Raw genomic sequence first — 22,688 nt, 5'->3', positions numbered from 1 at the left:
GCGTATTAGGTATAAGAATGTCCTAAAATAATATATCTTTAACAATCAACCTAAAACCAACTTATGGAACTCAGTACGTTAGACTATACATTTATTATAGTTTTCTTCTCCCTTGTCTTAGGCATAGGGTTTTATGTATCAAAAACATCAGGTAAAAGTTCATCAGAATTTTTTCTATCGGGTCGTACTATGCCATGGTGGCTTTTAGGGCTTTCAATGGTAGCGACAACATTTTCTACAGATACACCCAATCTGGTAACAGATATTGTACGTACCAACGGTGTTTCTGGTAACTGGGTATGGTGGTGTTTTTTGATAACAGGTATGTTGACCGTTTTCGTTTATGCAAAATTGTGGCGTAAGTCGAATGTAAATACAGATTTAGAATTTTATGAAATGCGCTATGGCGGAAAACCGGCTAGTTTCTTAAGAAAATTTAGAGCTATTTATTTAGGGGTAATTTTCAATGTAATTACAATGTCTGCCGTTACTCTTGCAGCTATTAAAATAGGAAGCATTATGCTAGGCTTAGAACCTTGGCAGACTGTTGTAAGTGCCGGATTAATTACGGTGACTTTTAGCGCCCTTGGCGGATTCAAAGGAGTTGTTTATACCGATTTCCTCTTGTTCTTTGTAGCTATGGCAGGTGCAATAGGTGCTGCATATTACCTAGTTAATATACCTGAAGTTGGCGGAATAGAAGCTTTAATGGCAAATGAGAATGTAGCTTCAAAATTAAATATATTGCCAGATTTCAGTAACAAGAAAGCATTGATAACCTTATTTATAATTCCACTAGCTGTGCAATGGTGGAGTTCTTGGTACCCAGGTGCAGAGCCAGGTGGTGGTGGTTATATTGCGCAACGTATGTTAGCGGCAAAAGATGAAAATCACGCTATTGGTGCAACATTCTTCTTTAATATTATGCACTATGCATTAAGACCATGGCCATGGATTTTAGTGGCATTGGCTTCTATAGTGGTCTACCCAGATTTGGCAAGTATACAAGAAGCTTTTCCAAATGTAACTCCAGATAAATTAGGTCATGATTTAGCATATTCAGCAATGTTGACCAAGCTGCCAAGCGGTTTGTTGGGCGTTGTTTTAGCATCCTTAGTCGCAGCATATATGAGTACAATAAGTACACAGTTAAACTGGGGTTCTTCATATATCGTTTTTGATTTTTATAAGCAACAAATAAATCCTAATGCATCTGAAAAGAGATTGGTTGCGGTAGGTAGAATTTCAACGGTTGTTTTAATGTTATTTAGTGCTGCATTGGCATTGTTGCTTCAAAATGCACTTCAATTATTTGATATATTACTAGCATTTGGTGCTGGTACCGGACTCATATTTATTCTAAGATGGTTCTGGTGGAGAATTAATGCGTGGAGTGAAATTACTGCGATGTTCGCATCAGGTATTATTTCTATCATATTGAAATTAACTCCCATAGGTGCCTATCTTTTTGCAACGGAAACAGGAGTGCTGCCAGACTGGTCAGAATACATATTTATAGTAGTGTTGACTACGGCGATTTGGTTGATAGCAACATTTATGACACAACCAGAATCTAAGGATACTTTAAGAAGTTTCTACAAGAAGATTCAACCAGGCGGTCCAGGTTGGTCTAAAGTGGTAGCCGATGCAAAAACCGATGCGGTAGAAATTGTAAAAGATAAAGAAAAGTGGAGTGTGCCCGCAGGTATAACAGCAATGTTGTTAGGGGTAATTCTAATTTATTCTATAATGTTCGCTACAGGGTATTGGATCTATGGCAGAACTACACAAGCCATAGTTTTAACAGTTGTTTCTGCAATAGCAGGAGTGTTGTTAGTAAAAGCTTGGAACCGCTTAAAAGGAAACATCTTATAGTAGTAAGATGATAAAGGACAGAATTTTATCGGTTGATGTTTTTAGGGGAGCTACCATATTACTAATGGTCTTGGTAAATACACCAGGCACATGGTCTAATGTATATGCCCCTTTCCTCCATGCCGATTGGCATGGCTACACGCCTACCGATTTAGTTTTTCCGTTCTTCTTGTTTATAGTGGGTACATCAATAGCATTCTCCTATAAAAATAGAAGCGTAGATGTCAAAGCCTACAAGAAGATTGCGATAAGAGCATTGAAATTAATTGCATTAGGACTTTTTTTAGGAGCATTTATTATTCATTTTCCGTTCTTTAAAAGCTTCAGTGACATTCGTTTTCCAGGGGTGTTGCAACGCATAGGTGTTGTGTTCTTTTTCGCGGCATTATTATTCATCAACCTAAATTGGAAACAGTTGATTTGGGTAACGGCTATAGTATTAATAGGATATTGGTTGCTGATGACATTTGTTCCTGTGGACGGATTGACATCAACATTAGAAAGAGCGCCAAACAACTTAGCGAACTGGATAGATGTAAAAGTATTCGGTTCGCATAATTACAAAGCAGATTATGATCCAGAAGGACTGTTAAGTACTATACCTTCTATTGCCAGCTCTTTGTTAGGAGTCTTCACTGGTCTCATTTTAACCAGCAAGCAGGAAAAGAAAGCAACCATATTAATGGGATTAGGAGGTAGCCTTTTAATTATAGGTCACATTTGGGACATCGTTTTTCCAATCCAATAAAGCCCTTTGGACAAGTAGTTTTGTGTTGGTAACTGCGGGTTGGGCAAATCTTATACTGGCGTTGATTTATTATATGACCGATGTAAAGAAAATAGAATTCGGTTCTATATTTAGATATGCAGGGGCAAATGCTATTGTTATTTATTTCTTGTCAAGCTTCATTAGTAAAGTAATGGGGCAAATACAAATTGGCGATACCTCGTTACATGGGTGGTTGTTTCAAACAGTATATGTCCATGATTTTCTGGCACTAGAAACATCATCCCTTTTATATGGGTTGAGTGTAGTGCTGTTTTATAGCCTTGTGGGCTATATTCTATATCAGAAAAAGATATTTATTAAGGTATAGCGGGTTATTTGGCCATCAACTTGGCTACGTACTTCCCAATAACATCAAACTCCAGATTTACAATAGTACCAGGTTTGTAAGTGTTAAAACGAGTATGCTCGTATGTGTAAGGTATAATCGCTACTTCAAAAGTATTCTTACCAGAATTCACTACCGTTAAACTTGTACCGTCAATGGTAATAGAACCTTTTTCAATGGTTGGGTTTCCGGTTTTGGCATCGTAGGTGAAGGAGAAAATCCAACTTCCGTTATCTTCCTTAACACTAGTGCATTCGCCCGTTTGGTCTACATGACCTTGAACAATATGCCCGTCTAACCTAGACCCTAAAATCATGGCGCGTTCTAAGTTTACGGTATCGTTTGTTTTTAAACTGTCAAGATTGGTTTTACTTAGTGTTTCAGCAATAGCGGTTACGGTATAGGTAGTATCCGTTAAGCTAACAACGGTTAAACAAACGCCGTTATGTGCAACACTTTGATCTATTTTAAGTTCAGGTGTTAAACTAGATTCTATAGTAATATCTAAGTTACCGCCTTTAACTTCAAGAGAAGTAACCTTACCTAATGTTTCAATAATTCCCGTAAACATGTGTCGTTTAATTTAAGTAATTTTGTGCTTCAATATTTATATCCCAATGTATAAATGGGATAACCACATTGCCTCTCCTTTGGTGAGGTCAAAACCATTTTTGTGGTTTTGGGGTGGGGTTACAAAGGTACAGATTATCATGGAGGAAAATAGGAAAATTAGGTTAGGAATCTCTATAGGAGACTTGAACGGAATAGGTTGCGAGGTAGCATTAAAAACATTCGAAGACAGCAGAATGTTAGATTTTTGTACTCCCGTTATTTTTGCCTCTAATAAGACGGTTTCCTTTCAAATGAAGCAATTGAAGCTGAATATTGTTTTTAATGGTATACCAGATGCTTCAAAAGCGATCGACAATAAAATTAACATTGTAAATGTTTGGAAAGAAGTGCCTAGAATTGATTTTGGGCAGGCAACAAAAGAAGGTGGCGAGTATGCTATTAAGTCTTTAAGAGCAGCAGTAGATGCACTAAAAAAGGGAGATATAGACGTGTTGGTGACAGCACCGATCAATAAGAACAATATACAGTCAGAAGAATTTAAATTCCCAGGGCATACCGACTTTTTAGCACAAGAATTAGATGGTGAAAGTTTAATGTTTATGGTTACTGACACCTTAAAGGTTGGGTTGTTAACGGATCACGTAGCGGTTAAAGATGTTTCTGCCGCAATAATCCCTAGACTTATACGCGATAAGATTAATACCATAGAAAAATCACTGATGATGGATTTTGGTATTCGCAAACCAAAAATAGCTTTGTTAGGTATAAATCCGCATAGCGGAGATAACGGAGTAATTGGCAAAGAAGATGATGAGGTAATGAAGCCGGTAATAAAAGAAATGTCAAATATGGGTCACTTAGTATATGGTCCATACTCGGCAGATAGTTTTTTTGGATCTGATGGCTACAAAAAGTTCGATGCAATTTTAGCGGCATATCATGACCAAGGCTTAATTCCGTTTAAAACAATATCATTTGGTCAAGGAGTTAACTTTACGGCAGGTCTAAGTAAAGTTAGAACATCACCAGATCATGGTACAGCCTATGAAATAGCAGGAAAAGGGGTAGCTGACGCAAGTTCGTTTAAAGAAGCGGTCTTCATGGCCTTGAAGATATTTAAGAACAGAACCGAGTACGAAGAGCTTACAAAAGATGTATTAAAAAAGCAGCGTTTAAAGAGAGAACGTTAATTTTTGATCAGATTAAAAAGTTATAAAGATAAATAGTTGATAACTATTGTCTTTTATCAAAATTATAGTATCTTTGCACCCGCCTTTTGTGGGCGATTAGTGTTAATTTAAGTGTGTACGAGATGAAGCAAAAGGAGTTCAATATTCCTTTCTCAGGATTGAAGCAAGGGAAACACAACTTTAATTACCAGATTGAAAATACGTTCTTTGATTCTTTTGGATACGATGAATTCAACGCTACCAACATCAATTTAGATGTAGTACTTAATAAAACAAGTACAATGATGGAGGTTGATTTGGAAGCATCAGGAACAGTGAATGTTGATTGTGACATAACTAGCGAACCGTATGATCAAGCTGTAAGCGGAGATTTGCATTTGGTGGTTAAGTTTGGTGAAGAGTATAATGATGAGAATGATGAAATATTAATTCTTCCGCATAACGAACACCAATTGAACATTGCGCAGTATGTGTATGAAATGCTAGTATTGGCAGTTCCACACAAAAGAATTCATCCTGGTATTGAAGATGGCACTTTAGAATCTGAAGTGTTAGACAGGTTAAACGAGCTTCAACCAAAAGAGAAAAGATCAGATAAAGAAGAAAACGATCCCCGTTGGGACGAATTAAAGAAACTATTAACGGATAAATAAGGTTTAAATGGCACATCCTAAGAGAAAAATTTCCAAAACAAGGAGAGACAAAAGAAGAACACATTATAAGGCAGTAGCTCCTACTTTGGCTACAGATTCTACAACTGGCGAGACTCACCTATTTCACAGAGCTCACTGGCACGAAGGAAAATTACATTATAGAGGTCAAGTTTTGGTTGACAAAACCGAAGAAGCAGAAGCTTAAGACCCTTTTACATTATACTAGGCTCCCACTTCATTTGAAGGAGGGAGTTTTTTTTAGCCCAATTTGTTTTTTAGCGCCTTGTTATTCAGATAATCTAAGGGGTTAAATGGATATGGCTATTAATTGCAATTTTTCAAAAACCCGATAACTTTACCCAAAAAGTCGTTGAAAATCACTAATTTTCATGACTTTTGACAGGTTTTTTAAGTTTTTTACAAGAAAGCAAATAAAGTATGACCAAAATTACAGCAGCTATTACCGCGGTAGGAGGCTACGTTCCCCAGTTTGTAATGACCAACAAAATGCTTGAAGATTTGGTTGAAACCAATGACGAATGGATTACTACCAGAACGGGCATTAAAGAAAGAAGGGTACTAAAGAAGGAAGAAGGAGAAGGTACGTCGTATTTAGCCATTAAAGCGGCACAAGACCTAATGGAGAAGAAGGGGCTAGATGCTTCAGAAATAGACCTTGTTATAGTTGCTACGGCAACACCCGATAGTATGGTAGCTTCTACAGCTGCTTTTGTTGCTTCAGAAATTGGAGCAGTTAATGCCTTTGCTTACGATCTATTAGCTGCATGTTCCAGTTTTCTTTTTGGCATGTCAACAGTTGCCGGTCATATAGAAACCGGTAGATATAAAAAAGTACTACTTATAGGGGCAGATAAAATGTCTTCTATTATTGATTATACCGATCGTACCACATGTATCATTTTTGGAGATGGTGCCGGTGCCGTACTCTTTGAGCCAAATACAGAAGGTCTTGGTCTACAAGATGAGTATTTGAGAGCAGATGGTAGCGGGAGACAATTTTTGGGCATGGAAGGTGGCGGATCTATAATGCCAGCTACTATAGAAAGTGTGACCAATAAAAAACACTACATTTTTCAAGAAGGTAAAACGGTGTTCAAATTTGCGGTATCTAATATGGCAGATGTAGCAGCGAAGATCATGGATAGAAATAATCTTACAGAAGAGGATGTAGACTGGCTAGTGCCGCATCAAGCGAATAAGCGTATAATTGATGCCACCGCTAAAAGAATGGGTGTAGACGAATCAAAAGTGTTGATGAATATTCAACGCTACGGTAACACCACTTCTGCAACCTTACCATTATTATTATTCGATTACGAAAAACAGCTTAAAAAAGGAGATAACCTGGTATTTGCTGCCTTTGGCGGTGGTTTTACATGGGGTTCTATCTATTTGAAATGGGCTTATTAACTAACAACAACTACCAATTATAACTTAGAAAATATGGATATTAAAGAAATTCAAAGCCTTATCAAGTTTGTTGCCAAGTCTGGCGCTAGCGAGGTAAAACTGGAAACGGATGATATTAAGATCACCATTCGTACCGGAAGCTTATCAGCTAATTCTGAGCCAACGTATGTGCATACAATGCCTATGGCTCAACAAGCTATGCCAGCAGCAGCCCCTGCACCAGTAGAAGTTCAAGCGGCAGCCGGAGCTACAGAAGCTGAAAAGCAGAAAGCTGAAGATGATAAATACATCACTATAAAGTCTCCGATCATTGGTACTTTTTATAGAAAACCTTCTCCTGACAAACCTGTTTTTGTTGAGGTAGGACAAACTATTGGTGTTGGAGATGTACTATGTGTAATTGAAGCAATGAAATTGTTCAACGACATCGAATCTGAAGTTTCTGGTACAATCGTTAAGATATTAGTAGATGATTCTTCACCAGTAGAGTTTGATCAACCATTATTTTTGGTAGATCCGTCTTAACCAAATTTTGAGTAGTTATTGTTAAATGCCTTTGTTAAATGGTGTTTAAGAATGTTATGGAACCAAGAACTTAAAATTTAAAAGATGTTTAAAAAAATACTGATTGCCAATAGGGGAGAAATCGCATTGCGTGTTATTCGTACCTGTAAAGAAATGGGTATTAAAACGGTAGCTGTATATAGTAAGGCAGATGAAGAAAGTTTACATGTGCGTTTTGCAGATGAAGCTGTATGTATTGGTCCTGCTGCTAGTAGCGAATCCTATTTAAAGATCCCTAATATAATTGCAGCTGCAGAGATTACAAATGCAGATGCTATTCACCCAGGTTATGGTTTTCTTTCAGAAAACTCAAAGTTCTCACGTATATGTGCTGAGCATGATATAAAATTTATTGGAGCCTCTGGTGATCAAATAGACAAAATGGGAGATAAGGCTACGGCCAAAGAAACCATGAAAGAAGCTGGTGTGCCTTGTGTACCTGGTTCAGAAGGTCTATTGAAAGATGTTGCAGATGCCAAGAAGATAGCCAAGAAAATGGGCTATCCTGTAATGATCAAAGCTACTGCTGGTGGTGGAGGTAAAGGTATGCGCGCCGTAATGTCTGAAGACAAAATGGAAGAGCTTTTCGATAGCGCCGTAAACGAAGCAACCGCTGCTTTTGGTAATGGTGGTATGTACATGGAAAAGTTGATCGAAGAGCCACGTCATATTGAAATTCAAATTGTTGGTGATCAATTCGGTAAAGCGTGTCACCTATCAGAAAGAGATTGTTCTATACAACGTCGTCACCAAAAGTTGACAGAGGAAACTCCGTCACCTTTCATGACAGATAAGTTAAGAGAAGCAATGGGTGAGGCTGCGGTTAAGGCTGCAGAATACATAAAATATGAAGGTGCGGGTACCATAGAATTTTTGGTAGATAAGCACCGTAAGTTCTATTTTATGGAGATGAATACCCGTATTCAAGTAGAGCACCCAATTACAGAGCAGGTTATTGATTATGATTTAATTCGTGAGCAAATTCTTGTAGCTGCAGGTGTGCCGATTTCAGGTAAAAACTACCTTCCAAAATTACATTCTATAGAGTGTAGAATTAATGCGGAAGACCCATATAATAATTTTAGACCATCGCCAGGTAAGATTACAACCTTACATACACCAGGTGGTCATGGGGTAAGAATGGATACGCACGTATATAGTGGGTATAGCATTCCTCCAAATTACGATTCAATGATCGCTAAGTTGATTACTACTGCCCAAACTAGGGAAGAGGCAATCAATAAAATGAAGCGAGCTTTAGATGAGTTTGTAATTGAAGGAATTAAGACAACCATTCCTTTTCACAGGCAGTTAATGGATCATCCAGATTATTTGGCTGGTAACTACACAACGGCCTTTATGAATGATTGGAAAATGAATCCACCTAAAGAAGATTAATCAAAAAACTCTAACAGCAATGTTGGAGTTTTTTTATGTCCTTTTTTAGATTGATTTTTCTATCTTATATCACAATCAAAATGCTACTATGAATTTAAGCTACTGGGAACGTACGTCGTGGTTTTCGAATATCGATTATACAATTATTGGTAGTGGTATTGTAGGCTTAAATTGTGCTTTAGAATTAAGGCGAAAATATCCGAAGGCACGTATTCTTATTTTAGAAAAAGGGAAACTTCCCCAAGGTGCGAGTACCAAAAATGCAGGATTTGCCTGTTTTGGGAGTATTTCTGAAATTTTATCCGACTTAAAAACACACTCAGAACAAGAGGTAATTGATTTGGTACAAGAAAGATATGATGGAATACATTCTTTGCGCAACCTTTTAGGTGATGCAACAATAGGGTATCAAAATTATGGCGGACACGAATTGTTTTTAAACAAGGATTTAGAATTATATGAGCTTTGTCTGAAGGAATTAAAGTTGGTAAACGAGTTACTACATCCGGTTTTTAAAGAGGTTGCCTTTAAAACCACTCCAGATACCTTCAATTTCAAAGGAATTAATAATAACTATATATCTCAGGTTTTTGAAGGGCAAGTTGATACCGGTAAGATGATGACATCTTTAGTGCAATTAGCGCAGCAAAAAAACATCACAATTGTAAATTCAACCAAAGTACATTCTTTTGAAGATGCAGGAGCGGAAGTAATTGTTAAAACAGATGACCTAGAATTTATAACCAAGAAATTACTGATAGCCACCAATGGTTTTGCTGCTCAATTATTATCTGAGAATGTGAAGCCGGCACGTGCGCAGGTGTTAATCACAAAACCTATTAAAAACTTACATGTTAAAGGCACTTTTCATTTAGAAGAAGGCTATTACTATTTCAGAAATATTGATAATCGTATTTTGTTGGGCGGTGGGCGTAATTTGGACTTTAAAACCGAAGAAACTACTGAATTTGCTACTACTACCTTGGTGAAAAACAAACTAAAGCAACTATTAAATACAGTCATTTTACCCAATACCGCTTTTGAAATCGATTATAGCTGGAGTGGGATTATGGGTGTTGGTCACCAAAAGAAACCCATTGTAAAACAAGTGTCTAGTAATGTAGCATGTGGAGTACGACTGGGCGGTATGGGCATTGCCATTGGCAGCACAATTGGTAAGAAGTTGGCTAATTTGATGAACTAATATATGCTCTTTTTAACCTGATTTTTTTAAATCTTACCCAAAAGACAACGGTACTCTTAATTTTATTTATAAATTGTACATCCCCATATTTTAACTATTACCCAATAATGCACTTATCAGTTTACCTAGAACAGTAGGCTTTTGAGATGGTTTGTAATAGCATAATAAACTATATGAGAACACTTTTAAGAAGAATTGCTACAGCTGTGCTAACAGTTGTAATAGCTAGTATTTGCCTTACCAGTTGTGGTGTATCTAAAACGGACTACCAACGAGAATATGCAAAAGTCTGGAAAGAGCATATTAAAAGTGAAGCATGGAAAAAATCTTTAATAGCTGATAATTCATATGACAACGACGATTTATACGCAAGTACAGATAACGATGTTGTTCTAGCTGAAGATGAGATTATAGATGCTGGTTTCAATAAAACATATGAATCATTAGTGTCTAAGGCATATTTCAAAATCATTACCGAAGCAGAAAAAGCTGATACCAAAATCACTGCAGACTATAAATTATTGCATGATGAAGAAGCTAGCGTAAAGGTTGACAAAAAGAGAGTACAGTCTATTACAAAACGTTATGAAGCACATAAGGCAATGCTAAGCGGACTTAAATCTTGGAACATATTTAGTGATGACCGTTCTGGTGATTTAGATTATTTTAAAGCTGAAAATAAAATAGAGATTCAAAAGATGATAAGTGCTGGTGAAAGTGATAATCAAATTGTAAATTACTTGATCTATAAACTAGCAGATCTGTACCATATTGAAGGAAACTGAATCACTTGATATTTTAAAAAAAGAGGCTTACGATTTTTGTGTACTTTTTGTGAACGATAGGTTGACAAGAATACAGAATCAAATTAAAGAGCTTGAAACTGCGCTCACGTCAGAAACAAAAAGTAGTGCTGGAGATAAACACGAAACCGGTCGTGCTATGATTCAGTTAGAGCGTGAAAAACTGGGTCAACAACTTGCAGAACTAGAAAAAACCCAACAACTACTTTCAAAAGTGCCAAAAGACAGAAATGCCCCAACGGTAGGTTTAGGTAGTTTGGTCGTTACAGATTCATTTGTGTATTATATTGCTATATCAGCAGGGGAGTTTAATAGTAAACCTAAATCAGTATACTGTATATCTGCCGCAACACCTATTGGTAAGCTTGTTTTTGGTAAAGCGGTTGGCGATGTTTTTAGTTTTAATGGTAAGGAGCTGGTTATAGTTGGCATTCAATAAATACATCCTGCTATTTATTTGGCTATCTTAAACCAGTAAAAATACCCTTAACCACTTTTACCACCACCGATCATGGAAATATTCTATTTACTCATCGCAGTCATTGCCATAATTATAATGACGACAAAGCTTAAGATCCATGCTTTTTTGGCATTGTTCATCATTTCAATTTTATACGGAATATTTGCTGGTATGCCCTATGCAGATATCATTTTATCTATCAATGAAGGTTTTGGCGGTACACTTGGTAAGATAGGGTTGATTATAGTACTTGGTGTAATCATTGGTGCGTTTCTTGAGCATACGGGTGGTGCATTTGCCATTGCAGAAAAAGTATTGGGTTTAATAGGTAGAAAACGAGTGCCCACGGCAATGGGTATTATCGGTTATATTGTATCAATACCTGTATTTGCAGATAGTGGATTTATGTTGCTGCACCCTTTAAATAAAAGTCTTTCCAAGAAAGCCAAAATTTCTATTGCTGGTCCTGCAATAGCATTAGGTTTGGGCTTAATGGCATCGCATACGATGGTGCCACCAACTCCCGGTCCAATAGCAGCAGCAGGAATTCTTGGAGCAGATTTAGGTTTAGTAATCGCTTTCGGATTTCCAACAAGTATAGTGGCTTTGATTGTAGGAATTATATTCGCTAAAAAGTATGCTTCTAAAACTATGATAGAACCTGATGTTGAAGATGCACTAGAAGCAGAACAAGAAATTAAAGATTCGCCTAGTGCCTTAAAAGCGTCTATACCTATTCTAGTTCCTATTTTTCTAATTGTCTTGAAGTCTGTTTTAAACTCCATGGATATCGGACAAGAAAACGGACTATTAGATTTTATCAATTTTGTGGGTGAACCGGTCATATCACTATTGATAGGGGTTTTCTTATGTCTACTCTTGCCTAAAAAATTAAATTATGATATGCTCTCTTCTTCGGGTTGGGTTGGTAAAGCAATTAAAGATGCAGCTTCTATATTATTGATAACGGGAGCTGGCGGAATTTTTGGTAAAATATTACAAAACTCAGGTATTGCCGATATTTTAGGGCAAACACTGACTGATTATAATATGGGTATTTTCTTGCCATTTGTTTTAGCTGCAGCGTTGAAAACAGCACAAGGTTCTTCAACCGTGGCATTGGTAACGACAGCATCTATAATCATGCCTATGATGTCGTCACTTGGTTTTGATACCGAAATACAGAAAGCTCTGGTAGTTGTTGTTATAGGGGCTGGTTCTGCAGTAATCTCTCATGCCAATGATAGTTTCTTTTGGGTGGTAACACAAATGAGCGGCATGAATGTAAAAACAGGGTATCGTCTTTTCGGCTTAGGTACAGGTGTTCTTGGTCTTACAGGTGCAATAACCGTGTTTGTATTCTATTCTATTTTCGCATAAAACCATACAGCTATTAGTAGTCTGGCTTACCGCGATTCAACTTTTTGAGTGAAGCAATTTTCTTGCCTTTCAATCTCTTTTCAATAGATGATCTGGTGGGTCTACTTTTCTTTCGAGCTTTGGGTACTACTAAAGATTTTTCTAGAAGTTTCAAGAATCGTTTAATAACCAATTCTTTGTTTTTGTGCTGGCTACGAGATTCATCGCACTGTAATATTAGAAGCCCCTCTTTACTCAGTTTGTTTTCTAATTTTAGAAACGCCCTCTTTTTCTGGCGTTCTGTTAGTCCGGCTGAAGATTGGATATGGAAAGACAACTCTACTTTAGAAGAAACTTTATTTGCATGCTGACCACCAGGACCACTACTTCTAATGGCTTTAAACTGTAACTCGGTAAGAATTTGTTCTTGGTTCACAACACGGTTTTAACATAAGTAAACAAAAAGTAATGCTCCTGTTTTTATAGGGGATAACAACAGTTGTATGCCTATTCGTTTTTTAGAATTAATTTGCAGCAGCTTCTTGTATACGCTGATTGATAGTTTCAATAGCCACATTCAAAAACAATTCTTTCCCCTTCGGGTATAATTTATCGGCATTGAAAAAGATGGTTTCATCATCATCGCTTTTACTTTCGGTTAAGTAATAAGCACCCATAGGGTATGCTTTTTCTACAATAACATGAAATCCTGATGAAGGTGAAACTCGAAACTCGTGAGCATAGACTATTATCTTCCTTTTTGTATTCGCATAGGTTTTAAGCACATCTATAGAAATCATACTTGCCTCACCGAAAAGAGAGGCGACATACAAATTTTTAGGATTTTTATAAAGCTCCATAGGCCTTGCTCTGGCTATAATGCCTTTATCGCGTAAAACAACGGCGCGATCGGCAAAAGGTAAAACATCGTTTACATCGTGAGTTGCGACAATAGTTGTAATTAGATTCTCTTTTAAGTAATTGAACATATTTCTGCGCAAGCTGTTTTTTAGAAAGTTGTCAATATGACTAAAAGGCTCATCTAAAAGTAGCACTTGTGGTTTTTGTGCCAATACTCTTGCTAAAGCAACACGTTGTTGCTGACCACCGCTTAATGTTTTTACTTTCTTATCGGCAAACTCAGTCATCTCTATCATCTCTAATAGCTCTTCAGTTCTTTCTTTAAGTTCTTCAGGATAAAAGACAGAAAGATACTGGCTAATGTTTTCAGATACGGTAATGAATGGCATCAAATCAAAATCTTGAGACAGGTATTTCATATAGGGAGCACCAGGAACTAAGTTGTATGCTGGACCTAAAATTTGTTCGTCTTCCCAGAAAATTTCACCCTGCTCTAAATCCATCAAACCATACATTAGTTTCAGCAAAGTACTTTTACCACACCCGCTTTCACCAATTATAGCCACATGTTCTCCACGTTGAATTCGTAAATTAATGGATTCTAATACTGGAAGTTTATCATATGAAAATGATAGATTTTCTACTCGTAACATGTTTTTATTCTTAGGAATGCAAAATTGAAAAATCCGTTCCAATTTGAAACGGATTTTTCAATAATTTATTGATTTCAAAAGGTAATTACTCCTTAAAATCTTTCAAAACACTTTTATTAGGTAGCTCGGTGTAGCCCATATTGTAAAGTGTAAAGCCAAAAATATCTGCATATTGCTCTATGGTTTTGCTTACAGGCGTACCTGCGCCATGACCGGCATTTGTTTCAATTCGTATTAAAGTTGGGTTTGTACCTTCTTGTTTTTCTTGAAGCTCTGCCGCAAATTTAAAACTATGGGCGGGTACTACTCTGTCGTCATGGTCACCTGTTGTAACCAAAGTAGCTGGGTAAGCTGTACCTGTTTTTACATTCTGTACAGGAGAATATCCTTTTAAATACTGAAACATTTCGTCATTGTCCTCTGCAGTACCGTAATCATAAGCCCATCCTGCGCCAGCCGTAAATGTATGATAGCGCAACATATCCATAACCCCAACTGCAGGCAATGCTACTTGCATTAAATCTGGTCTTTGGGTCATTGTGGCGCCAACTAGCAATCCGCCATTAGAACCTCCGCGAATAGCTAAATATTCTTTTGAAGTATATTTATTTTCTACTAAGTATTCTGCAGCAGCAATAAAGTCATCGAATACATTTTGCTTTTTAGTTTTTATACCCGCATCATGCCATTTTTTTCCATATTCACCACCACCACGCAGATTGGGAACAGCATATATTCCGCCTTGTTCCATCCAAACGGCATTACCGATGCTGAAAGACGGGGTTAAACTTACATTGAATCCGCCATAGGCGTAAAGAATAGTTGGGTTTTTACCGTTTAATTCCGTTCCCTTTTTATACGTGATGATCATAGGTATTTTGGTACCATCTTTTGACGCATAAAATACTTGTTCAGAAGTATAGTCTGCCGGATTAAAATCTATCTCTGGTTTCCAATATAATTCATAAGTGCCCAATTCAACATCGTATTTATATGTAGAACCCGGTGTGTTGTAATTTGTAAAAGAGAAGTAAAATTCTTTATCTTCTTTTTCGCCACCAAAACCACTAGCAGTACCTAAACCAGGTAAGTTAACTTCACGTATAAGTTTGCCATTATAATCGTACTGAAAAATCTTAGAGACAGCATCTACCATATAATCTGCAAAGAAGTATCCACCACCAAAATCAGCACTTAGAACATTTTCCGTTTCAGGGATAAAATCAACCCAATTTTTAGCTTCAGGGTTTTTGGCATCGACTGTAACTATTTTCTTGTTCGGTGCATTTCTGTTCGTTTCTATGTAAAGTTTAGAGCCGACATTGTCAATTACATAGTTGTCAGAGTCAGTATCTTCGACCAAAGGAATAAGTAAACCGTTAGGGTCTTCTAAATCTTTTATAAATAGTTTATTACCAGAAGTGGAAACAGAGGCACTAATTAATAAGTACTTATTATCTTCAGTAACATAAGCACCAATATACCTATGCTTTTCAGATGGTGTACCACCAAATATGAGTTTATCATCTTTTTGAGAAGTACCCAATTTATGATAGTAGACTTTGTGCTGATCGGTTTTAGCCGATAGCTCACTACCTTTTGGTTTGTCATAACTAGAATAGTAAAAACCTTCTTTACCTTTCCAAGAGAGCCCGCTGAATTTAATATCGATCAAGGTATCCTCTACGACCTCTTTGGTTTCCGCATTCAGTATTATAGCCTTTCGCCAATCACTACCACCTTCAGAAATAAGGTAGGCTGCTAGTGAGCCATCTTTGGTAAAGCTTAAACCTGCTAGAGAAGTTGTGCCATCTTCAGAAAATGTGTTTGGGTCTAAAAATACCTCAGCGGCGGCATCACCTTTAGTTCTATAGACAACATATTGGTTCTGTAACCCATCGTTTTTATAGAAATAGGTATAATCTCCCTTTTTGAATGGGGAGCCAAGTTTTTCATAATTCCACAATTTTTCTAATCGATTTTTTAAGTCGGTTCTAAATGGAATATGTTCTAAATAACCGAATGTAGTTTTGTTCTGTTCTTTTACCCAGGCTTCGGTTTCGGGGCTTCTATCATCTTCTAACCAACGATAAGGGTCTTTAACTTCAGTGCCAAAATAAGTATCTACAGTATCAACTTTTGCGGTAACAGGATATTTCACAATAATGGGTTCAGGTTTTGGTTCGTTTTTACAGGAAGAAATGAGCGCAAGGACAAGTAGCGCAGGTATTATTTTTTTCATGAGTAGTTCAGTTTGCACTAAAATACCATAAAAAAACCTTCAAAACAGCTAAGTTTTGAAGGTTTTAACGTTGTAAAGGGTATAAATTAAACTAAGCCTTTTTCTACAAGGTATTCTGAAATTTGAACAGCGTTTGTTGCTGCACCTTTTCTAAGGTTATCTGCAACGATCCACATATTCAATGTATTTCTTTGTGTTTCATCTCTACGTATACGACCAACAAAAACTTCATCTTTATCATGGGCATATATTGGCATTGGGTAGGTATTTGTATCAGGATTATCTTGAACGGTAACACCAGGCATTTCATTTAGCAAACGACGGACTTCGTTAAGCTCAAAGTCATTTTCGAACTCTACGTTTACAGATTCTGAATGTCCGCCAGCTGTAGGAATTCTAACTGCTGTTGCGCTAATTGAAAATGTACGATCATCAAGTATTTTTTGAGGTTCACGCGCCAATTTCATTTCTTCTTTAGTGTATCCGTTTTCCATGAAAACATCGCAATGTGGCAATGCATTTCTACCAATTGGGTAAGGATATGCCATTTCGCCTTGTACACCTGCAATTTCATTTTCTAGTTGCTTAACTGCTTTTACCCCAGTACCAGAAACCGACTGATAGGTAGAAACAACAACACGCTTCATCTTATATTTTTTGTGTAATGGGTATAATGCCATTACTAACTGAATAGTAGAGCAATTTGGGTTTGCTATAATTTTATCTTCGGCCGTAAGCTCATGAGCATTGATTTCAGGAACAACCAATTTTTTGGTCGGATCCATTCTCCAAGCAGAAGAATTATCTACTACCGTTGTACCTACTTCAGCAAATTTTGGAGCCCATTCTAGAGAGGTGTCACCACCTGCAGAGAATATGGCAATATTTGGTCTTGCGGCTACAGCATCTGCTAAACCTATAACCGTATGCTCTTTACCTTTAAAGGTCATCTTTTTACCTACAGAACGTTCAGAGGCAACTAATAATAATTCCGTTAAAGGAAAATTACGTTCAGCCAATACTTTCAACATTACTTCGCCAACCATGCCTGTGGCACCAATTACAGCTACTTTCATTTGTAAAACAATTATATTAAGCGGCAAAAATAGGTATTACTAGTACTTGCACAAGTAAAAAAGAAAAGAATAATCAAAATATAACAAATTGTTTAAATTATAACAATTGTTTATTTGGAGGTAATTTTGGAAAGTGTGCAAAAAAAAAGAACCGTCAACAATGTTAGCGTAACAAAGTTGACGGTTTTTATTAATGTAAGTTGCAGTGCAACGGTACCCTATAATAGGGAGTATTATTTAGGATTACTTCTTTAAAGAATCTCTAATTTCTGCTAATAACTCTTCTGCAGTTGGTCCTGCTGGTGCAGCTGGAGCTGGAGGAGTTTTAGTTTTGTTGTAAGCTTTAACGATTATGAACATTACAAATCCAACGATTAATAAGTTAACAATAGTGTTGATCCATGCACCCCAACGGATAGCATTTTCTGGCTTGGCAATTGCGCCATCTGCACCAACAACAGCTTCATCTAAAACTAATTTCAAATCTGCAAAATCAACTCCACCTGCGAAGTGACCTACGATTGGCATGATGATATCAGCAACAAATCCGTTTACTACTAACCCTACTGCTCCAGCTAAAATAACTGCTACAGCAAAATCGATGACGTTACCCGTCAAAATAAAATTCTTGAATTCTTTTAACATGTTTACTTAATTTATATTAATGGTTAATTTTAAAAAGTAACGCAATTTACTAAAAAAATCGATTCCTTAATGAAATGTTAACGAATCAATTTTTAATAATTCGCTTAATGCGTTGAGAAAGTCCCGTAAGTATTTCATAAGTGATGGTTTGGGCAGTTTCCGCAAATTCGTTTGCGGACAGGTTTTTTCCAAAAATCTCTACTTCATCCCCTTCTTCACATTCAATGTTGGTGACGTCTACCATTATCATATCCATACAAACATTTCCAATAATTGGGGCTAGTTTTCCATGTATACTTACATATGTTTTTCCATGGCCATATTCTCTACCTATACCATCTGCATGACCCAAAGGCAATGTAGCTGTTATGGTTTTGTGGTCAGATTTGTATTTACGATTATAGCCAACAGATTCACCTTTAGGTATCGTATGTTTTTGAGAAATAATCGTTTTTAAGGTCATTACTGGTTTTAACGCTGCATCTACATGTGGTTCGTTACCATAACCATAAAGTCCGATTCCACTTCTTACCATATCATATTGTGCATCTCCATAATTGATAATACCCGAGGTATTGAGCACATGCTTTAAAGTCTTGGTTTTAAAAAGTGCATCTGCCTGTTGGCAAATAGCATCAAACCGTTCTAATTGAAGGTTGGTAAAGTCGGTTTCGTTAGCATCTTCAGTAGCTGCTAAGTGTGACAACAACGCAATTACCTGAACTGCTTTTTGTTGCTCAATAAGCGTTGAGATTTCAGGTAAGTCTTCCGTAGAAAAACCTAATCTATTGAGTCCCGTATTAAATTTTAAGTGAATTGGGTAATCTGTCTTACCCGTTTCTTCGGCAGTTGCTATAAAATCAGATAGAATAGCTTTAGAATATATGCTGGGCTCAAGATTGTTTTCAATGAGCGTTTTAAAATGAGTTTTCTGTGGGTGAAGCACTAAAATAGGAGCGGTAATACCACCTTCTCTAAGCGTTATGCCTTCATTTACATAAGCAACGGCAAAATAATCAACACCTAAATTTTGAAGGTATGTGGCAATAGCAACAGAATCACTGCCATAAGCATAAGCTTTTACTACCGCCATAAATTTGGTTTCAGGCTTTATTTTAGAGCGTAAAAAAGTGTAGTTATGACCAAGTGCTTTTAGGTCAATTTCTAAAACGGTTTCCTCTGCCTTAGCCATTTTCATTCTTTTTGATGGTATCTATTTCCTCAGATTTTACATCCATCGTTTTCACCTTTTCTTTAAGCATAGCTTTGTAATATGCGCCTCTACTTAAAGGTTCATATTCATTTACTTCGCCCAACATGACCAATTTATCGTTGTTAGATTTTCTAAAACTATAATTTGCCAAGTTGCCCGTACGTGTGCAAATGGCATGTACTTTGGTAACATATTCTGCGGTAGCCATTAAAGCAGGCATAGGCCCGAAGGGTTTACCTTTAAAGTCCATGTCTAGTCCGGCAACAATAACTCTAACACCTTTATTTGCTAGGTCATTGCAAACAGTGACTATTTCATCATCAAAAAATTGGGCTTCATCTATACCAATAACGTCGCAAGTATCTGCTAGAATACGAATATTTGCAGCTGCGGGTACTGGCGTAGAACGAATTTCGTTGGCATCGTGCGATACCACCATTTCATCATCATAACGGGTATCTACCATAGGTTTAAAGATTTCAACCTTTAATTTGGCAAACTGCGCTCTTTTAAGTCTACGAATCAATTCTTCTGTCTTTCCAGAAAACATCGACCCGGCAATGACTTCTATCCAGCCGAATTGTTCTTTATGATTAACTGTGTTTTCAAGAAACATTTTGTAATTTTAGACGAAAATAATGGGTTTTTCGTTTATTCTTTAAAGATGATAAAGGTATTTAAAAAACCCACTATTTAAGTCTTTACCGTAAAATTTGTGAGATGAAAAATAAGTTGAAACTGGAATTGAGAAAGTTATCTACAGAAATTTTGACTGCTGATAATTTAGATGATGTAACAAATTTGTATGAGGTTTCTAAAAACCTATATGAGAAACTTGCTGTGCTTAAGTTTATTGAGGTAGAACTCAATGATATGGAAGTTGATGTTTCTAAAAATGCTATTGCGGCAAAATTTGAAGAAATGGCAAATGCGGTATTAAAGGGAAATACAGGAGTGCCAGAGAGTAATCCACATGATGAGGATATTGTTAAGCATCCAGGCATGGAAACCATTAAAGGATTTATTTCTGAAATGCCCGATAATGATCAATTAGAAGATGTGTTGGCAGAATTTATGTCTAAGCCTAATCTAATGAAAAATGACATGGAGCTTTTTACACCATCTAAAGAAGACTTAAAGCAAAAGGATGCCGCACCAAAATCATTAAATGACCGTTTGGCAAAAAGTAATGTAAAAGTAGATTTGAATGATCGCTTGGCATTTGTAAAACATTTGTTCAATGATAACATGGAAGATTATAACCGTGTGCTATCTCAGTTAAATACTATTGATACAGAAGAGCGTTCGATATCTTTTATAAAAAATATGGTAAAACCAGACTATAATAATTGGGCAGGTAAAGAATCATATGAAGAGCGATTTATTGAATTGGTATCTCGTAGATTCTCTTAATTAATATCATTTATGTATCAGCAACCCAGCAACGGTGTTGGGTTTTTTGCTCGATAATAGAGATTTAAATGCTCTTGCGTTTGCGTCGAAATCTAATTTAAATTTTCAATTCAATGCCTCGTGGTCATGCCTTGAGGTTTTTTACTTTAAATACATGGGAAAGCTTTATTTAGTACCTACACCGATCGGAAATTTAGAGGATATGACCTTAAGGGCAATTCGTATTCTTAAAGAAGTAGATTTAATTCTGGCGGAAGACACACGTACCAGCGGCAAATTATTGCATCATTTTGAGATTGGCACCCAGATGAAAAGCCATCATATGCACAACGAGCATAATATGGTAGACTATTTGGTGGGCAAATTAAAGGGGGGTGAGAACATTGCTTTGATTTCAGATGCAGGTACGCCGGCAATTTCTGATCCTGGATTTTTATTGACACGTGCCTGTGTTGAAGCAGGTATTGAGGTAGAATGTTTACCAGGTGCAACGGCTTTTGTACCAGCTTTGGTCAATAGTGGTTTGCCAAATGATAAGTTTGTTTTTGAGGGATTTTTACCGGTTAAGAAAGGGCGACAAACCCGTTTAAAACTATTGGCAGAGGAACCACGTACCATTATATTTTATGAATCTCCGCATAAATTATTGAAGACCTTAGCTCATTTTGTAGAATACTTCGGAGCAGAAAGACCTGTTTCCGTTTCAAGGGAGTTGACAAAACTTTATGAAGAAACAATTAGAGGTACTGCAGAAGAAGTACTGAAGCATTACACAGAAAAACCACCAAAAGGAGAAATAGTAATTGTAGTTGGGGGGAATAAATAAACATTATGACAATACAAGAATTCAAGATAAAATTAGCTGCTAGTCCAAAGGATATTTCCTTTTCAGACACTATGGCGGTAATAGATTCTAAGTACAGTTTTACACCAACGGCATATACTAACGGTAATGTAAGTAACGAGGTTGGTCAGAATTCCGGTTCGTGCAAATTATTTTCTTTTGCTATTAAAGAAGGACTTAATAAAGAAGAAACTCTAGCTTGTTTTGGTCAGTATTATTTTGACGAAGTACTTCTTGACCTTAAAGGTAGCTCTCACCAAAATATTAGAAACTTTATAAAAACTGGTTTCGAAGGTTTAAGCTTTGATGGTGAGGCATTACAATTGATTTAAGGGGCGAACCTTGGCTTGTCAAATTAGTACGAATTATTTCCGTCTACAATAATTGGGGCTGTTATGACCATAAATAAATAAGATGGAAGGTTTATTATCTGAAATAAGAGGATGCGAGGTTTGTAAGGCACATTTGCCTTTAGAACCAAGACCTATTGTTGCAGGTACTATTAATTCTAAAATTATATTAGTAAGTCAGGCACCAGGTAGAAAGGCACATGTAGAAAATAAAGCTTGGGACGACCCAAGCGGAGGAAAATTAAGGGAATGGCTAGGTGTAAGCGAAGAGGTATTCTATAATCCCGATAATTTTGCTGTATTGCCCATGGGTTTCTGTTATCCTGGTAAAGGAAAAACGGGCGATTTGCCACCAAGAAAGGAATGTGCTCCCTTGTGGCATTCACGTGTTTGGGAACAGTTTTCTAATGTAAAATTGATTCTTTTAATCGGTAAATATTCTCAAGATCAATATTTAGGGAAGCAGTCCAAAAAGAACCTGACCGAAAATGTATTGCATTATAAAGAATACTTGCCAAAGTATTTTCTTTTACCGCATCCATCACCAGTAAATCGCTTTTGGCGTAGTAAGAACCCTTGGTTCGAGGAAGATGTTGTTGGGGAGTTGAAGGAGTTGGTTGCTGATATTTTGAAATAAACAGTTTGTCTTGCACTTCCAAAGACAGATTTTTATTTTGCCAACAGCCAACAGCCAACAGCCAACAGCCAACAGCCAACAGCCAACAGCCAACAGCCAACACCTAAATCATTAGCTCTTTTCATCCAT

The 22,688-nt window shown here is 36.8% G+C and carries 25 protein-coding genes; 17 read left to right on the top strand and 8 right to left on the bottom strand.

Annotated features, from left to right (window positions below):
• Positions 1-63 precede the first annotated feature (63 nt).
• The 3 genes from BUC31_RS03315 to BUC31_RS20620 are packed head-to-tail and all read left to right on the top strand — an operon-like array spanning position 64 to position 2,972.
• Positions 64-1,875: a sodium:solute symporter family protein gene (locus tag BUC31_RS03315; protein WP_073241233.1), complete on the top strand. Its 1,812-nt coding sequence runs from the start codon at positions 64-66 to the stop codon at positions 1,873-1,875.
• A 7-nt stretch (positions 1,876-1,882) separates the two neighbouring features.
• Entirely contained in the window at positions 1,883-2,623 is a 741-nt protein-coding gene (locus tag BUC31_RS03310) for an acyltransferase family protein (protein ID WP_317614933.1), read from the top strand.
• 22 nt (positions 2,624-2,645) lie between these two features.
• Complete coding sequence (locus BUC31_RS20620; protein WP_317614932.1) at positions 2,646-2,972, top strand: hypothetical protein; 327 nt, start codon at positions 2,646-2,648, stop codon at positions 2,970-2,972.
• A gap of 4 nt (positions 2,973-2,976) precedes the next feature.
• On the opposite strand, the gene BUC31_RS03305 is transcribed toward BUC31_RS20620, so the two are convergent.
• Positions 2,977-3,561, bottom strand: a complete 585-nt coding sequence (locus BUC31_RS03305) for a riboflavin synthase (RefSeq protein ID WP_073241231.1) — start codon at positions 3,559-3,561, stop codon at positions 2,977-2,979.
• A 139-nt stretch (positions 3,562-3,700) separates the two neighbouring features.
• On the opposite strand from BUC31_RS03305, the gene pdxA reads away from it, so the two are divergent.
• The 10 genes from pdxA (at position 3,701) to BUC31_RS03255 (ending at position 12,646) form a co-directional block, all read left to right on the top strand.
• Entirely contained in the window at positions 3,701-4,753 is a 1,053-nt protein-coding gene (gene pdxA / locus BUC31_RS03300; RefSeq protein ID WP_073243723.1) for a 4-hydroxythreonine-4-phosphate dehydrogenase PdxA, read from the top strand.
• Between the two features lie 122 nt (positions 4,754-4,875).
• A complete protein-coding gene (locus BUC31_RS03295) occupies positions 4,876-5,406 on the top strand; it encodes a YceD family protein (protein ID WP_073241230.1) in 531 nt (176 codons plus the stop codon).
• A 7-nt stretch (positions 5,407-5,413) separates the two neighbouring features.
• Positions 5,414-5,611 carry a 50S ribosomal protein L32 gene (gene rpmF / locus BUC31_RS03290; RefSeq protein ID WP_027065618.1) on the top strand — a complete coding sequence of 66 codons (198 nt, stop codon included), beginning with the start codon at positions 5,414-5,416 and terminating at the stop codon, positions 5,609-5,611.
• 233 nt (positions 5,612-5,844) lie between these two features.
• Positions 5,845-6,837, top strand: a complete 993-nt coding sequence (locus BUC31_RS03285; RefSeq protein ID WP_073241228.1) for a beta-ketoacyl-ACP synthase III — start codon at positions 5,845-5,847, stop codon at positions 6,835-6,837.
• Between the two features lie 33 nt (positions 6,838-6,870).
• Positions 6,871-7,362, top strand: coding sequence for an acetyl-CoA carboxylase biotin carboxyl carrier protein (gene accB / locus BUC31_RS03280; RefSeq protein WP_073241227.1), 492 nt, complete (start codon positions 6,871-6,873; stop codon positions 7,360-7,362).
• A gap of 84 nt (positions 7,363-7,446) precedes the next feature.
• Positions 7,447-8,799 (top strand): acetyl-CoA carboxylase biotin carboxylase subunit, encoded by a 1,353-nt coding sequence (gene accC, locus BUC31_RS03275; protein WP_073241226.1) that lies wholly within the window; start codon positions 7,447-7,449, stop codon positions 8,797-8,799.
• Between the two features lie 88 nt (positions 8,800-8,887).
• Positions 8,888-10,003, top strand: a complete 1,116-nt coding sequence (locus BUC31_RS03270; protein WP_073241225.1) for an NAD(P)/FAD-dependent oxidoreductase — start codon at positions 8,888-8,890, stop codon at positions 10,001-10,003.
• A gap of 173 nt (positions 10,004-10,176) precedes the next feature.
• Positions 10,177-10,788: a cytochrome c-type biogenesis protein gene (locus tag BUC31_RS03265; RefSeq protein WP_073241224.1), complete on the top strand. Its 612-nt coding sequence runs from the start codon at positions 10,177-10,179 to the stop codon at positions 10,786-10,788.
• Positions 10,775-11,245, top strand: a complete 471-nt coding sequence (locus tag BUC31_RS03260) for a 3-oxoacyl-ACP synthase (protein ID WP_139251885.1) — start codon at positions 10,775-10,777, stop codon at positions 11,243-11,245. The genes BUC31_RS03265 and BUC31_RS03260 overlap by 14 nt, the downstream gene beginning before the upstream one ends.
• A gap of 72 nt (positions 11,246-11,317) precedes the next feature.
• Positions 11,318-12,646 carry a GntP family permease gene (locus tag BUC31_RS03255; RefSeq protein ID WP_073241223.1) on the top strand — a complete coding sequence of 443 codons (1,329 nt, stop codon included), beginning with the start codon at positions 11,318-11,320 and terminating at the stop codon, positions 12,644-12,646.
• Positions 12,647-12,659: 13 nt separating this feature from the next.
• Here BUC31_RS03255 and arfB read toward each other — a convergent pair whose 3' ends face one another.
• From arfB to BUC31_RS03220, 7 genes are all read right to left on the bottom strand, one after another.
• Complete coding sequence (gene arfB, locus BUC31_RS03250; protein WP_073241222.1) at positions 12,660-13,061, bottom strand: alternative ribosome rescue aminoacyl-tRNA hydrolase ArfB; 402 nt, start codon at positions 13,059-13,061, stop codon at positions 12,660-12,662.
• Positions 13,062-13,149: 88 nt separating this feature from the next.
• Positions 13,150-14,139, bottom strand: coding sequence for an ABC transporter ATP-binding protein (locus BUC31_RS03245; protein WP_073241221.1), 990 nt, complete (start codon positions 14,137-14,139; stop codon positions 13,150-13,152).
• 85 nt (positions 14,140-14,224) lie between these two features.
• Positions 14,225-16,381 (bottom strand): prolyl oligopeptidase family serine peptidase, encoded by a 2,157-nt coding sequence (locus BUC31_RS03240; protein ID WP_073241220.1) that lies wholly within the window; start codon positions 16,379-16,381, stop codon positions 14,225-14,227.
• 86 nt (positions 16,382-16,467) lie between these two features.
• Positions 16,468-17,457, bottom strand: coding sequence for an aspartate-semialdehyde dehydrogenase (locus BUC31_RS03235; protein WP_073241219.1), 990 nt, complete (start codon positions 17,455-17,457; stop codon positions 16,468-16,470).
• A 243-nt stretch (positions 17,458-17,700) separates the two neighbouring features.
• Positions 17,701-18,102 carry a large conductance mechanosensitive channel protein MscL gene (mscL, locus tag BUC31_RS03230; protein ID WP_073241218.1) on the bottom strand — a complete coding sequence of 134 codons (402 nt, stop codon included), beginning with the start codon at positions 18,100-18,102 and terminating at the stop codon, positions 17,701-17,703.
• Positions 18,103-18,187: 85 nt separating this feature from the next.
• Positions 18,188-19,294, bottom strand: a complete 1,107-nt coding sequence (alr, locus tag BUC31_RS03225) for an alanine racemase (RefSeq protein ID WP_073243720.1) — start codon at positions 19,292-19,294, stop codon at positions 18,188-18,190.
• Entirely contained in the window at positions 19,287-19,931 is a 645-nt protein-coding gene (locus BUC31_RS03220; protein ID WP_073241217.1) for a thymidine kinase, read from the bottom strand. Before BUC31_RS03220 ends, alr begins: the two co-directional genes overlap by 8 nt.
• A 104-nt stretch (positions 19,932-20,035) precedes the next feature.
• Here BUC31_RS03220 and BUC31_RS03215 point away from each other — a divergent pair, with 104 nt between their 5' ends.
• The 4 genes from BUC31_RS03215 (at position 20,036) to BUC31_RS03200 (ending at position 22,559) form a co-directional block, all read left to right on the top strand.
• Positions 20,036-20,728 (top strand): hypothetical protein, encoded by a 693-nt coding sequence (locus BUC31_RS03215; RefSeq protein WP_073241215.1) that lies wholly within the window; start codon positions 20,036-20,038, stop codon positions 20,726-20,728.
• A gap of 154 nt (positions 20,729-20,882) precedes the next feature.
• Complete coding sequence (gene rsmI, locus BUC31_RS03210) at positions 20,883-21,554, top strand: 16S rRNA (cytidine(1402)-2'-O)-methyltransferase (RefSeq protein ID WP_073241213.1); 672 nt, start codon at positions 20,883-20,885, stop codon at positions 21,552-21,554.
• A 5-nt stretch (positions 21,555-21,559) separates the two neighbouring features.
• Complete coding sequence (locus BUC31_RS03205) at positions 21,560-21,904, top strand: HopJ type III effector protein (RefSeq protein ID WP_073241211.1); 345 nt, start codon at positions 21,560-21,562, stop codon at positions 21,902-21,904.
• An 82-nt stretch (positions 21,905-21,986) separates the two neighbouring features.
• Positions 21,987-22,559 (top strand): uracil-DNA glycosylase family protein, encoded by a 573-nt coding sequence (locus tag BUC31_RS03200; RefSeq protein WP_073241209.1) that lies wholly within the window; start codon positions 21,987-21,989, stop codon positions 22,557-22,559.
• Positions 22,560-22,688 lie beyond the last annotated feature (129 nt).

This window comes from Maribacter aquivivus (genome assembly GCF_900142175.1).
Lineage (GTDB): Bacteria > Bacteroidota > Bacteroidia > Flavobacteriales > Flavobacteriaceae > Maribacter > Maribacter aquivivus.
This window is presented reverse-complemented; position numbering and strand designations above follow the sequence as displayed.